Below are 14,514 nucleotides of genomic sequence, written 5' to 3' on the forward strand. Positions count from 1 at the left end.
TAATATGAATTTTGATATTCATGATACTTGGAAACCATTTCTTGATGATGAGTTTAATAAATCTTATTTTAAAGAATTAAAGGATTTTATTGATTATGAATATGAGAATTATGTTTGTTATCCTCCAAAGAATCAAATATTTAATGCTTTTAATCATTGTCATTTTGATCAAGTTAAAGTAGTTATAATAGGACAAGATCCTTATCATGATTTTAATCAAGCAAATGGATTGTGTTTTTCAGTCAATGATGCTGTTAAACATCCACCTTCATTATTGAATATTTTTAAAGAGATTGAGAACGACTTAGGAATTCCTCATCCTATTAGTGGAAATTTAATAAGATGGGCAGAACAAGGTGTTTTATTATTAAATGCTACCTTAACAGTAAGGGCTCATATTTCTGGGAGCCATCAAAAAAAAGGTTGGGAAATTTTTACAAATGAAATAATAAAACAAATAAGCGATAATAAAAAAGGGGTTGTATTTTTATTATGGGGTGGTTATGCTAAACAAAAAATTAAGTTTATAAATATAAAAAATCATGTAGTTTTAACAACAGGACATCCATCACCATTGAGCGCAAATAGAGGATATTGGTTTGGTAATGGTCACTTTAGCAAAACTAACTACCTGTTGGAGCAAGCGTCTCTGGCTCCCGTGATATGGTAATCTCAGGTCTAAATTTAACAGGTTCTTTAAACTGTTTTTTGGTTTTATCAATTTTATTGCAACTAATTTTTAAAAGTAATAAGTTGACAAGAGTAAGGACTAAGATAGAGAGTGTAATTTTTAATAACATAGGCATTGGGGGATTAAATACTCGACAAAATACATGAATTTTTCGATTAAAAGCAAATTTATTGTTAAATATTTTAAAAACATTTAAAATTATAAATTATTGTAAGGCAAAACAATACGTACTTCTACGTATTTTTGGTTTTTGTTATATCAAAAAAATAAAATAAGATTTTTAATAATATTTTAAATAGAAGCTATCAAAATATGGTTTTCATAAATTTAGTATCGTTAATTGGCTTTGAATTATTTAATTGAAAAATCAATTTAGTCATTTTTGATATTCATTATTTTATAACATCATGAGAGTTTTAATTAAATAAAATTTATTTTTGAAGAAAATATTGAAAATGGATGAGCCAAAATGGGTGGTATGTAAAGAATATGAAGATATCACATACCAAAAGTGTAATGGTGTGGCTAGAATAGCATTTAATAGACCAGATGTGCGGAATGCTTTTAGACCAAAGACAACGAGAGAGCTTTATGATGCATTTTACGATGCTGGAGAAGATGTAAATATTGGTGTTGTATTATTATCGGCAGAAGGACCATCAACAAAAGATGGTGTTTATTCATTTTGTAGTGGTGGCGACCAAAAAGCTAGAGGTCATCAAGGATATGTTGGAGAAGACGGTTACCACAGATTAAATATTTTAGAAATCCAGAGACTTATTCGTTTTATGCCAAAGGCAGTCATTGCAGTTGTAACAGGTTGGGCAGTTGGTGGTGGACATAGTTTGCATGTGGTTTGCGATTTAACTTTAGCCAGTAAAGAGCATGCTATTTTTAAGCAAACTGATGCTGATGTTACAAGTTTTGATGGCGGTTATGGGTCTGCATACCTAGCCAAAATGGTTGGACAAAAAAGAGCTCGTGAAATTTTCTTCTTAGGTAGAAATTACTCCGCACAAGAGGCGTATGATATGGGAATGGTTAATGCTGTTATACCTCATAATGAGTTAGAGATTACAGCATATCAATGGTCTCAAGAGATACTTGCAAAATCACCCACATCTATAAAAATGTTAAAATTTGCAATGAATTTAACAGATGATGGCATGGTAGGACAACAAGTTTTTGCTGGAGAAGCAACGCGTTTAGCATATATGACTGATGAAGCTAAAGAGGGTAGAAATGCTTTTTTAGAAAAGCGTAAGCCTAATTTTGAAAAAAAATGGATTCCATAATGAAAAAGTTTTCAATCTGGATTTCTACCATGCGTTTAAGAACTTTGCCATTATCTATATCTGGTATTATCCTAGCATCTTGTTTTGCATATTATAATGGTTTTTTTGATTGGGAAATATGTTTGTTCGCAATTTTAACCACATTAAGTTTTCAAATACTTTCTAACTTAGCAAATGATTATGGTGATGGTGTAAAAGGCACTGATAACAATAATAGAATTGGCCCTGAAAGAGCTATTCAATCTGGTAAAATATCACCTGAGGAATTATTTAATGGCATAAAACTAAATATTATTATCTCCATAGCACTTTCTTGCGCTCTTGTATATATAGCATTTGGTGTAAAGTATATTTTTCTCGCGCTACTTTTCTTTATATTAGCCATAGCTTCTATAATATCAGCAGTAAGATATACAGTTGGAAAAAATGCCTATGGCTACAGAGGTTTAGGTGATTTTTTTGTTTTTATTTTTTTTGGTTTAGTTAGTGTTATTGGGTGCTATGTGTTGTTTGGAAAAAAAATAGATCATGTCACAATACTTCCTGCTATTACAATTGGTTTGTTGAGTGTAGCTGTATTAAATCTTAATAATATGAGAGATATTATTTCTGATAAAAAATCTAACAAAATTACTTTAGCTGTTATTCTTGGAGAAAAGAATATTAAAGTTTATCACAACCTACTTATTTTATCAGCCATAGTAATATCTGGTTTATTCGTAATATTATACTATATAAACCCACTTAGTTTATTTTTCACAATATCTTATGTACCCTTATTAATACACCTAAAAAAAATCAATCAAAATAAAGAACCTAAATTATTAGATCCTGAATTAAAAAAATTGGCACTAACTACCTTTTTATTATCCGTTTTAATGGGTTTAGCTTATTTGATTTGAATAATAAAAGTGTTAATTATAAATTATTGTGATTTGAAAATGATAAGATTTAGTTTTTGTAGACATGCTAGTTAAGTATTTTAATTGATTATTTTAGAGGCACATATGACTGCGACTTACCAAAAGTATATTCTCGATTTTAAACAAGCTAGTGGGACTTCTCGTGGTGTTTTAAAAACTAAAGAAACTTGGTTTATCATTATAAAGAATAATAATAAATTGGGTATTGGAGAATGTGGTTTGTTTAGAGGTCTTTCAATAGATGATAGAGCAGATTATGAAGACAAGCTGGAATGGGTTTGCAAAAACATCAATTTAAGTTTAAATGAATTGTTATTAGAGTTGGAGGAGTTTCCTAGTATTCAATTTGGAATAGAAACAGCATTTAAATCTATAGAAAATCAAAACACTTTTGAATTATTTCCTTCAAAGTTTACAAAAGGAGAAGATTCAATTTGTATAAATGGTTTAATATGGATGGGCTCTGAAGCTTTCATGAAACAACAAATTAAAGAGAAAATTGAAGCAGGTTTCAATTGTATCAAAATGAAAATTGGAGCGATTGATTTTAAAAAAGAAATTAACCTTTTAAAATCAATAAGAACACATTTCACTTCAAAAGATATTACATTACGTGTAGATGCTAATGGTGCATTTTCTCCTTTTGACGCTTTAGAAAAATTAAAAATGTTATCAGACTTAGATTTACATTCTATAGAGCAACCTATTAAGCAACGACAAATTCAAGAAATGGCACTATTATGTGATAAAACACCTTTGCCTATTGCTTTAGATGAAGAATTGATAGGTGTGTTTTCTGTAACAAATAAAACAGAATTATTACAAACTATAAAACCACAATATATCATACTAAAACCAAGTTTAGTTGGAGGTTTTCAAGGAAGTGATGCTTGGATAGAAACTGCTGAAAAAAATAATATAGGCTGGTGGATTACAAGTGCTTTAGAAAGTAATATTGGATTAAATGCTATTGCTCAATACACCTACAAAAAAAACAATACTTTACCTCAAGGACTTGGAACAGGAGGACTTTTTACCAATAATTTTGATAGTCCTTTAGAGGTTGAAAATGGTACTTTGAAATATAATAACTTAATAGATTTTAAATTTAATTTATAATATGAATTACATACAACAAGCGTATAAAGGAAAACGAGAACTTTGGATGTTTTTAATAACAGCTTTTTTAATTTCTGGTATTTTTATTGTAAACCTCATAGTATATCTTTTTACTTCAAAAGAAGATATGCAAGCGGCTTATGATATGATGAAGACAATACCTTCAAACCTGTCATTAGTTGTAAATCTTTTGCCTTTTGCATTTTTGTTAGGATTACTCTTTGTGATGGTGAAATTTATTCACGAAAGAAGTATTTTATCCCTTACAACCGCTAGAAAAAAGGTGGATTTTAAAAGATTTTTTTTGTCATTCGGCCTCATAGTAACCATTACAATACTATCTTTTACTATGGCTTATTTTTCAGATCCTAGTCAAATACAATTACAATTTAATCCAGTTAAATTTGCTGTTTTATTTTTTATTAGTATTATTTTATTTCCTTTTCAAATTGGTTTAGAAGAGTATCTTTTTAGAGGATATCTTATGCAGCATATTGGCATAATTGTCAAAAACAAATGGTTTCCTTTAATATTTACTTCTGTTTTATTTGGGGTGGCTCATAGTGCTAACCCTGAAGTTGCAGAAATGGGTTTTATAACTATGATATTTTACATTGGAACCGGGTTACTACTAGGAATTATGACTCTGATGGATGATGGTTTAGAATTAGCCTTGGGTTTTCATTTAGGTAATAATTTATTAGCAGCACTTTTAGTTACAAGTGATTGGTCTGCATTACAAACCGATGCCATTTTTAAATATACAGCTGAGAAGGCTAGTACGACTGTGATGGAAATTTTAGTTCCAGTTTTAGTTTTTTATCCAATCATATTATTTATTTTTTCTAAGGTTTACAAATGGAGTGATTGGAAAAATAAACTTTTTGGAAGCGTTGTAGAGCCACCAAAAGAAGATTATAAAATTATAGAAGATATAGTTGCTAATGATTCCCAACTTTAAGAACATACATTTAAAATTCAAGTTAAATGGGTATAGCTATAACTTTAATGGGCTTAAAGATATTGCTTATAGCTATATTAAGGAAGGTGAAACTTATCAGCGTGAAATTGGTAATTTTTTACTTGATTGGTTGGATGATAACCATGAGATAGAATTACAAACATCTGGCTCTACCGGTAAACCAAAAAAAATAAACACTAAAAAGCAGGCTATGGTAAATTCTGCCATAGCAACAGGAGACTTTTTCAACCTAAAACCTGGTAATAAAGTTTTACATGGTTTGCCATCAAATTATATAGCTGGTAAAATGATGCTGATAAGAGCTATTATATTAGGGCTAGAATTAGATACTATTCAACCTACAGTAAATCCGAAAATTGATTCAGCAAAAGTCTATGATTTTTGTGCATTTACGCCCATGCAACTTAAAAATGTTGTTAAAACAATTGATAATATAAAAACAGTTATTGTGGGTGGTGGTCAAGTTTCAAAAGCTATTACAGATGCCGTTCAAGATATAAATACTAATATTTATGAAACGTATGGAATGACAGAAACCGTTACCCATATTGCTTTAAAAAAGTTGAATCATTTTGAAGTAAACAAAAACGCTCATTCATCTTATTTTAAAACATTACCAAATATTATTTTGTCGACAGACTATAGGGACTGTTTAGTTATTGACGCACCCAATCTTTCAAAAGAAAAAATAATCACCAATGATGTCGTTACACTTTATTCTGAAACTAGTTTTGATTGGTTAGGTCGTTATGATAACGTCATTAATTCTGGTGGCATTAAATTATTTCCTGAAGAAATAGAACGCAAATTAAATAATAAATTAGATCAAAGGTTCTTTATAGCATCAAAACCTGATGACACTTTAGGGCAAAAAGTAATCCTTGTTTTAGAAGGTAATAATAACAACCTAGATTCTCAAATTTTTGAATGTTTAGATACTTATGAAAAACCTAAAGAAATATTTAATATTCCAATTTTTAAAGAAACCAAATCTGGTAAAATACAACGAAAAAACACTATAAATCTATTAAATTTGTAAACTAAATTTTAAGTGTTTCAAAAAGAAAATATATGAATTTTATAAAAAGAGTATTATCAACAGTTACAGGTATTTTCGTATTCTTATTTATCTGTTTTATTGGTTTAATTATTCTAGGAGCTTTGTTTGGTTCTAATGATGAAGAAATTGTAAAAGTAAAACCAAATTCTGTATTAGACTTAAGATTAGATTTTACCATCAAAGATTATGCTGGTAAAACAATTTTTGATGAATACACATTTTTAAATGAAAATAAAAAAAATGGGTTATTTAATATTATAGATGCCATCAATTATGCAGCATCAGATGATAATATTAAAGGAATTTCAATTGATAATAATTTTATAGATGCTGGTATTTCACAAACAAAAGCTTTAAGAAGAGCATTATTAAAGTTTAAAGAATCAGGCAAGTTTATTGTGGCATATGCAGATATCTATTCCCAAAAAGACTACTATTTAAGTTCTGTTGCAGATACCATTTATATAAATCCTGTTGGAATGATGGAGTTTAAAGGTCTGTATTCTGAAAGTTTATATTTTAAAGATTTTCAAGAAAAATCTGGTCTTAAAATGGAAGTGATTCGTTTAGGGAAATATAAAAGTGCTGTAGAACCATTTTTAGATAATGAAATGAGTGATAATAATAGAGAGCAAATTTTAGCTTATTTAAATTCTCTTTGGAGTGAAATAAAAAATGATATTTCAGAAAGTAGAAATATTAGTGTTGAAAACTTAAATAATATCGCGGATAGTCTTTTAGCTAGAAATCCAAACTTAGCTAAATCATCAAAACTTATTGATAAAATAACATTTTATGATGAATATATAAATGAAATTAAAAATGAAGTTGGTGTTGATTACTCAGATGATTTAAGATTCATTACTATTGAAGATTATGCAGAATATGCTTCAACTAAATTGCAGAATTATTCCATAAAAAATAAGATAGCTGTTATTTATGCTGAGGGAGAAATTATTTATGGAGAAGGTGATGAGAACACTATTGGTCAAGGCACTATGAGTAGTTCTTTGCAAGATGCAAGAGAAGACGATAAAATTAAAGCCATAGTATTAAGAATTAACTCGCCTGGAGGTAGTGCTTTAGCAAGTGAGCTAATTTTACGTGAAATAGAACTTACAAAACAAGTTAAACCAATAATTGTATCTATGGGAGATTTAGCCGCCTCAGGTGGTTATTATATAGCATCAAATGCCAATCATATTGTTGCAGAACCAACTACTATTACAGGAAGTATTGGTGTTTTTGGAACGCTACTTAATGGTAAAGGATTGGCAGATAAAATGGGTATAAACGCAGAGCAGGTTGCAACCAACAAAAACGCTGTATCTTTTAGTTTTTTTGAAACACTAGATGACACCCAACGTGCTTTCATTAAAGAAGATGTTTTAGGTGTTTACCAGTTATTTACTAAACGTGTTTCAGAAGGTAGAAATTTGACTATGGATGAAGTTGAAGCCATTGCCCAAGGGCGGGTTTGGACTGGTATTGATGCTTTAAATATTGGCTTGGTTGATGAATTAGGTGGTTTAGACTTGGCTTTACAACGTGCTGCTGAAGCTGCTGAAATTGAAGATTACAAAATAAAAGAATTTCCAGTCTTCAGAAAAAATCTTGACAAAATACTTGAAGATTTTGGTTTAGTAAAAGCTAAAGAGAAGCTTTTAATAGAAGAATTAGGCGAAGAAAATTACAAGATGTACAAAGAAATAAAAGCCCTAAAACAGAAAAAAGGTATTCAATTATTATTTCCCTTTAATACAGAAATTAAGTAAAAACTAAAAAAATAAAAAGGGTTAAACGAGCGTTTATCCCTTTTTTAATGCTTTACTCACCCAAAAACATCATTCACTCATTACTAGTTTTATAATCTTATTGTTGGTTTTAGTTTTATGGTAAACTTATAAATCAACTATTATGAAAACAGTATTAAAAACATTTTTTGTATTTCTAATTTCAATACAAATACACTCACAAGAACGATTGATTTCTGGTGTAGTTACTGACGAATCAGGACTTCCATTACCAGGAGTAAATGTCTTAGTTAAAGGAACCAGTAAAGGCGTTCAAACAGATTTTGATGGATTATATTGGATAAACGTTAAAGATTCAGATGTTTTAGTTTTTTCATTTATTGGATATATTACTACTGAAAAAAAAGTAGAAAAACATATAGAAATCTCGGTCTCCCTAGAAATTGAAAAGGCATCTTTAGATGAAATAGTTATTGTTGGCTATAGTACTAAAAGGGAAAGCAAAAGTTTAAGTTATACTGTTAGTTCTTTAAAAACTGAAAGTGTGTCAAGAGCGTTATCAGGAAAAGTTGCTGGTTTAGAAATAACAGATTCAAAATCAAAAACAGCATACGATTCAATTTCTGAGCCTCAATCTGGACAGTTAACTGCTGGAGAAATTAATGATTTAGAAAAATGGAGTGATTGGTTATGAGCGCTAAAAAGTAGAGAGCCAAAAAACATTCAGAATAATTGGGGCTTTTATCTCCAAAACAAAATTGAAGTTTATGTTTTAAATAATGATGGAAACCCTGTTAATAACGTTAAGGTTACGCTATTTAATGATTTCAATGAGCAAATCATGACTGCTAAAACTGATGTTTCAGGAAAAGTAGTCCTATTTAAGGATTTAAATAAATTGTATAAAAATAAATATTTTGTGGTTCAAGTTATTAATGGAAATAATGTATTGGGTAAGAAAATAACAGATAATCATAAAAATGTCAATTTTTTAATTGATTCTGAAAATGTTTCAAATGATATTGATGTTATGTTTACTGTTGATGCAACTGGCTCTATGAGTGATGAAATTAATTATTTAAAGTCTGAAATTAAAAATATTATTTCAAGATTAGATAGTAAGATTGATAAAAAAAGAGTGGCTTTAACATTTTATAGAGATAGTGGGGATGAATATTTAGTTAGAGATTTTGATTTTGATGAAGACATTGAATCTGTAAGGCATAATTTATCAAAACAATCAGCCAATGGCGGAGGCGATTACGAAGAAGCTGTAGAGCAAGCATTAAAGATTTCTTTGGAAAAAGCTTGGAACGAAAATGCCAAATCTAGATTAATGTTTTTATTATTAGATGCGCCACCTCATTTAACTCAGGAAAATGTTTCTTTAATAAAAAATCAAATAAAAAAAGCACAAGAAAAAGGCATAAAAATAATCCCAATAGTAGCTAGTGGTGCTGATAAAAATGTTGAGTTTTTAATGAGGTTTTTTAGTTTGTCAACAAACGGAACCTACGTGTTTTTAACAGATGATAGTGGTATAGGTAATCCGCATATAAAACCTACTACTCCAGAATATAAAGTTGAAAAGTTAAATGATTTAATTGTTAGACTCATAAAAAAATACTCAGGTATAATTGGATAAATCAATTTAAGATAAAGTAGTTTGGAGTTTTAAAAAGTTTACCTGTAAAATTAATATTTGGAATAAAAGATTAATTCCATAAATTAGTTGGAAAAAGCTAACCAATGACGAATTTCAAATTACTTTCTCTATTTATTCTTTTATTTTCTTTAAAAATAAATGCGCAACAAATTCTTTCTGAGCAAAAAAGAGCAGAGGTTTTAGATCTTATTTTAAATGAACGATTTACTAATCTATTACCAGAATTAATGGATGCTTCAGGTATTGATATGTGGTTAGTAATTTCAAGAGAATATAATGAAGATCCAGTAATTAAAACCATGTTGCCAGCAACTTGGTTAAATGCTCGAAGAAGAACCATTTTATTGTTTTATAGAGATAAAGCTAAAAATACTATTGAAAAGTTAGCAGTTGCGCGATATAATGTTGGTAAAAATATTATTTCTGCATGGGATAAAGAAAAACAACCAGATCAATGGAAAAGGCTTATCGAATTGATAGAAGAACGTAAACCAACTAAAATAGGTTTAAATTTTTCTAAAGACCATAATATTGCAGATGGTTTAGTAAAAACTGATTATGAGGAATTTATGACTTATCTTCCTAAAAATATGCATTCTAAAGTAGTTTCTGCTGAGCAGTTAGCTGTTAGATGGATTGAAATGAGAACACCTACTGAAATGATTATTTATAATCAATTAGTCGATATAACTCATGATATAATAGCTGAGGCATTTTCAGAAAAAGTTATAACACCAGGTATTACAACAACAACAGAAGTTGAGTGGTGGATGCGTCAAAAAGTGACAAATTTAGGACTTGAAACTTGGTTTCATCCTACTGTGGATGTTCAAAGAAGTAGTGAGAAATTAGTAAATCATTTATATTCATTTTCAGGTAGACCAGATGACCTGACTATTTTACCGGGAGATTTATTACATTGCGATTTCGGAATAACGTATTTGCGATTAAATACAGATTGTCAAGAGTTAGCTTATGTTTTAAAGCCAGAAGAAAAAGAAGCTCCAAAATTTTTAGTTGATGGTCTTAAAGAAGGAAATAAAGTTCAAGATTTTTTAACAAATAATATGGTTAAGGGTAGAACAGGAAATGACATATTAGCAAAATCTTTAGAAGAAGCTAAAAATGCAGGTTTCCGACCTTCCATATACACACACCCATTAGGTTCTTATGGACATTCAGCAGGAACAACAATTGGTATGTGGGATTCTCAAGGTGGTGTTATGAAAGATGATGGTGAGAATTATCCTTTAAATACCAATACCGTTTATGCTATTGAGCTAAACACGACTATAACAATTCCTGAATGGCAAAGAGATATACGTATCATGCTAGAGGAAGCTGGTTTTTATGAAGAAGACGGTTTTAGATATGTAAATGGGAGACAAACAGAACTATTACTAATTCCAAGAGTTAAGTCTCACCAAGGTAACTAAACTTGTAAAACTCCCAAATTAAACTTCTTTTCAATAGGTGCGTGGTTAGCGGCTTCAATACCCATACTTATCCAGGTTCTTGTATCAAGAGGATCTATAATAGCATCAGTCCATATTCTGGCTGCGGCATAATATGGTGATACTTGATCGTCATATCTATCTTTTATTTTATTGAAAAGTTCCGCTTCTTTTTCAGGTGTAATTTTTTCACCTTGTTTTTCAAGCGAAGCTTTTTCAATTTGTAATAAAACTTTTGCAGCAGAGTTTCCGCTCATAACTGCTAGTTCTGCACTTGGCCATGCAACAATTATTCTAGGGTCGTATGCTTTTCCACACATAGCGTAATTACCTGCTCCATAGCTATTTCCGACAATTATAGTAAATTTTGGAACAACAGAATTACTAACGGCGTTTACCATTTTAGCACCATCTTTTATGATACCACCATGTTCACTTTTGCTACCTACCATAAAACCTGTTACATCTTGTAAAAAGACTAGTGGTATTTTTTTCTGATTACAATTCGCAATAAAACGAGTTGCTTTATCTGCACTATCGTTATAAATTACTCCTCCAAACTGCATTTCGCCTTTAGCTGTTTTTACAAGTTTACGTTGGTTCGCAACGATACCCACTGCCCAACCATCAATACGCGCATAACAGGTAATAATAGTTTTACCAAAACCTGCTTTATATTCATCAAATTCAGAATTATCAACCAATCGTTTTATAACTTCATACATATCGTATTGATCTGCACGACTTTTTGGAAGAATCCCGTAAATATCCTCAGGATTTTCTTTGGGTTTCTTTGAATCATTTCTGTTAAAGCCAGCTTTGTCAAAATCACCAATTTTATCAACAATATTCTTTATAGTGTCTAAAGCATCTTTATCATCTTTAGCTTTATAATCTGTAACTCCTGAAATCTCACAATGAGTTGTTGCGCCTCCAAGCGTTTCGTTATCAATAGTTTCGCCAATAGCAGCTTTCACTAGATAACTGCCAGCTAAAAAGATACTTCCTGTTTTATCAACTATCAAAGCTTCATCACTCATAATAGGGAGGTATGCACCACCAGCAACGCAACTTCCCATAACCGCTGCAATTTGGGTAATTCCCATACTACTCATGATAGCATTGTTTCTAAAAATGCGACCAAAGTGTTCTTTATCAGGGAAAATTTCATCCTGCATTGGTAAATAAACACCAGCAGAATCAACTAAATAAATAATTGGTAACTTGTTTTCTATGGCAATTTCTTGCGCTCTTAAATTCTTTTTTCCTGTAATAGGGAACCAAGCACCCGCTTTAACTGTAGCATCGTTAGCAACAACTATACATTGTTTCCCCTTAATATAACCTATCTTAACAACAACACCTCCGGATGGGCAACCACCATGTTCTTTGTACATATCTTCACCAGCAAAAGCGCCAATTTCTAAAACTTTTTTATCAGAATCTAATAAGTAATTAACACGCTCTCTAGCAGTCATTTTTCCTTGCGCATGTAATTTTTCTATTCGTGTTCTCCCACCACCGAGTTTAATTTTTGCAAGGCGTTTATTGAGTTCTGAAACAAGAAGTTTGTTGTAATCTTCGTTTTTATTGAAGTTGATATCCATAGCAATTTAGTTTGTGCTAAGTTACAAAAGTTTCAAAAATTTTTAGATGTAGTTGTTAATGAATTCATAAATTATATAACACGGAATTAGTTTCCTTGGAAAATAAATTACTTCAAACTATCTTTGTCACATAAAAAAATAAAACATATGAAAAATATAATTGCTTTTGCAGGTTCTAATAGTAAAGAATCAATTAATAAACAATTAGCTACCTATGCATCAAGTCTAGTTAAAAATGTAAATGTTACATTATTGGATTTAAATGATTTTGATTTACCAATATATAATATAGACTTAGAAAACGAGAGTGGAATTCCAGATAATGCTCATAAATTTTTAGATATTTTAAAAAACACAGATGGAATCGTACTGTCTTTAGCAGAGCATAATGGAACTTATGCTACGGTATTTAAAAATCTTTTTGATTGGTTAACTAGAATAGAAGGAAAAATGTTTTTCAATAAACCTATGTTGCTTATGGCTACATCACCAGGAGGTCGTGGTGGTTTAACAGCTTTAGAAATTGCTTCAGCAAGATTTCCATATCATGAAGCAAATATTATCGAAACTTTTTCTTTACCATTTTTTGGAGACAACTTTAAAAACGGAGAAATAGTTAATGATGATTTCAGTTCTCAGTTAAATAACGCTGTTAAACAATTTCAAAAAAGTATTTAATAATTTTCAATGGGAGATATTAGTAAAGATATTAACTCAAAATTCCCAAACAATAAGGTTAAGGCCCTATTGAATATTTTGTATACTGCCAATTGGATTTCCAGTTGTCAAAACGAGTTTTTTAAACCTTTTGGGATATCTCCTCAGCAATATAATATCTTGAGAATTTTGAATGGTGCAAATGAAGCATTAAATGTTCAAATTATTAAAGACAGAATGATTGAACGTTCTCCCAATGCTACACGATTAATGGACAAACTTTATTTAAAAAATTATATAGATAGACTACCATGTATACACGATAGGCGAGTGGTAAAGATTGTAATCACAGGAAAAGGTAAAGAGCTATTACAATCAATTCCAGATAATTTAAACAAGGACTTATTAAAAAATTTAAACGAAGAAGATGCTCTTGTTTTAAGTAATTTACTTGATAAAATGAGATAAAAAAAAGAAAAAATGAAAACAGTTATTCACAAAGCAGAGAGTAGAGGTTTTGCAAACCACGGTTGGTTACAAGCTAATCATTCATTTAGTTTTGCTAATTTTTTTGATAAAGATAAAATACAATTTGGAGCATTAAGAGTTCTAAATGATGATGTTATTGCGCCAAATATGGGATTTGGCACACATCCTCACGATAATATGGAAATTATTACTATTCCATTAAATGGTGTACTGAAGCATAGAGATAATATGGGTGATAAGTGGATTCCAGTCATTCCAGGTGAGGTACAAGTGATGAGTGCTGGAACAGGTGTACAGCATTCTGAAATAAATGGTTCTGCAACTGAACATTTGAGTTTATTTCAAATATGGATACTTCCTAATAAAAGAAATGTAACACCTCGATACGATCAAAAAACTTTCCAAGCAGCCGAAAGAAAAAATAAACTTCAAACTTTAGTTTCGTCAATTGATGAAAATCATGAAGGAAGTTTGAAAATTCATCAAGATGCTTTAATATCAAGAATTGATTTAGTTAAAGGTGAAACTTTTGATTATCAATTAAAAAGTAATAATCACGGTGTTTATGTTATGACCATTTATGGTAAAACTCTGATAAATGAAAACTCATTAAAAACAAGGGATGCTATAGGTGTTTCAGATACAAAAAGTTTTAAAATAGAGACAAATGAAGATTCTGGACTTTTATTTATTGAAGTTCCTTTAATTTAATTTATTAGCCAAAAGCACCTAAAAAGGTGCTTTATTTAATTATTATTATCATCTCATCGACAAAATAAACAGTTTAAAGTTTAAATTGTTTTATATAGTTTTATTT

Annotated in this window: 14 protein-coding genes; 13 read left to right on the forward strand and 1 reads right to left on the reverse strand. The window is 30.0% G+C overall.

What is annotated here, in order from left to right; all coding sequences use genetic code 11:
• The first annotated feature begins 4 nt into the window (after nucleotides 1–4).
• From AC1XJX_RS04165 to AC1XJX_RS04210, 10 genes are all read left to right on the forward strand, one after another.
• Nucleotides 5–670, forward strand: coding sequence for a uracil-DNA glycosylase (locus AC1XJX_RS04165; protein ID WP_482002704.1), 666 nt, complete (start codon nucleotides 5–7; stop codon nucleotides 668–670).
• A 476-nt stretch (nucleotides 671–1,146) separates the two neighbouring features.
• On the forward strand, nucleotides 1,147–1,986 hold the full coding sequence (locus AC1XJX_RS04170) for a 1,4-dihydroxy-2-naphthoyl-CoA synthase (protein WP_482002817.1): 840 nt from the start codon (nucleotides 1,147–1,149) through the stop codon (nucleotides 1,984–1,986).
• Nucleotides 1,986–2,888, forward strand: a complete 903-nt coding sequence (gene menA, locus AC1XJX_RS04175) for a 1,4-dihydroxy-2-naphthoate octaprenyltransferase (protein ID WP_482002705.1) — start codon at nucleotides 1,986–1,988, stop codon at nucleotides 2,886–2,888. Before AC1XJX_RS04170 ends, menA begins: the two co-directional genes overlap by 1 nt.
• A gap of 105 nt (nucleotides 2,889–2,993) precedes the next feature.
• Nucleotides 2,994–4,028 (forward strand): o-succinylbenzoate synthase, encoded by a 1,035-nt coding sequence (locus tag AC1XJX_RS04180; protein WP_482002706.1) that lies wholly within the window; start codon nucleotides 2,994–2,996, stop codon nucleotides 4,026–4,028.
• A gap of 1 nt (nucleotide 4,029) precedes the next feature.
• Nucleotides 4,030–4,989, forward strand: a complete 960-nt coding sequence (locus AC1XJX_RS04185; protein ID WP_482002707.1) for a CPBP family intramembrane glutamic endopeptidase — start codon at nucleotides 4,030–4,032, stop codon at nucleotides 4,987–4,989.
• A complete protein-coding gene (locus AC1XJX_RS04190) occupies nucleotides 4,973–6,049 on the forward strand; it encodes an AMP-binding protein (protein ID WP_482002708.1) in 1,077 nt (358 codons plus the stop codon). The genes AC1XJX_RS04185 and AC1XJX_RS04190 overlap by 17 nt, the downstream gene beginning before the upstream one ends.
• 32 nt (nucleotides 6,050–6,081) lie before the next feature.
• A complete protein-coding gene (gene sppA, locus AC1XJX_RS04195; RefSeq protein WP_482002709.1) occupies nucleotides 6,082–7,845 on the forward strand; it encodes a signal peptide peptidase SppA in 1,764 nt (587 codons plus the stop codon).
• A 142-nt stretch (nucleotides 7,846–7,987) separates the two neighbouring features.
• The gene (locus AC1XJX_RS04200; protein WP_482002710.1) at nucleotides 7,988–8,518 is read left to right on the forward strand and encodes a carboxypeptidase-like regulatory domain-containing protein; all 531 of its coding nucleotides are present in this window, start codon (nucleotides 7,988–7,990) and stop codon (nucleotides 8,516–8,518) included.
• A 147-nt stretch (nucleotides 8,519–8,665) separates the two neighbouring features.
• Nucleotides 8,666–9,469 carry a vWA domain-containing protein gene (locus AC1XJX_RS04205; RefSeq protein WP_482002711.1) on the forward strand — a complete coding sequence of 268 codons (804 nt, stop codon included), beginning with the start codon at nucleotides 8,666–8,668 and terminating at the stop codon, nucleotides 9,467–9,469.
• A gap of 104 nt (nucleotides 9,470–9,573) precedes the next feature.
• Nucleotides 9,574–10,926 carry a M24 family metallopeptidase gene (locus tag AC1XJX_RS04210; protein WP_482002712.1) on the forward strand — a complete coding sequence of 451 codons (1,353 nt, stop codon included), beginning with the start codon at nucleotides 9,574–9,576 and terminating at the stop codon, nucleotides 10,924–10,926.
• Here the strand turns inward: AC1XJX_RS04210 and AC1XJX_RS04215 are convergent.
• Entirely contained in the window at nucleotides 10,923–12,551 is a 1,629-nt protein-coding gene (locus AC1XJX_RS04215; RefSeq protein WP_482002713.1) for an acyl-CoA carboxylase subunit beta, read from the reverse strand. The two genes, AC1XJX_RS04210 and AC1XJX_RS04215, sit on opposite strands and share 4 nt — an antisense overlap.
• Before the next feature lie 147 nt (nucleotides 12,552–12,698).
• On the opposite strand from AC1XJX_RS04215, the gene AC1XJX_RS04220 reads away from it, so the two are divergent.
• From AC1XJX_RS04220 to AC1XJX_RS04230, 3 genes are read left to right on the forward strand one after another with little or no spacing between them, the layout of a single operon-like run.
• The gene (locus AC1XJX_RS04220) at nucleotides 12,699–13,229 is read left to right on the forward strand and encodes an NADPH-dependent FMN reductase (RefSeq protein ID WP_482002714.1); all 531 of its coding nucleotides are present in this window, start codon (nucleotides 12,699–12,701) and stop codon (nucleotides 13,227–13,229) included.
• A 9-nt stretch (nucleotides 13,230–13,238) separates the two neighbouring features.
• Complete coding sequence (locus tag AC1XJX_RS04225; protein WP_482002715.1) at nucleotides 13,239–13,676, forward strand: MarR family winged helix-turn-helix transcriptional regulator; 438 nt, start codon at nucleotides 13,239–13,241, stop codon at nucleotides 13,674–13,676.
• Nucleotides 13,677–13,688: 12 nt separating this feature from the next.
• Nucleotides 13,689–14,408, forward strand: coding sequence for a pirin family protein (locus AC1XJX_RS04230; protein ID WP_482002716.1), 720 nt, complete (start codon nucleotides 13,689–13,691; stop codon nucleotides 14,406–14,408).
• The last annotated feature ends 106 nt before the right edge of the window (nucleotides 14,409–14,514 follow it).

This window comes from Flaviramulus sp. (assembly GCF_982512915.1).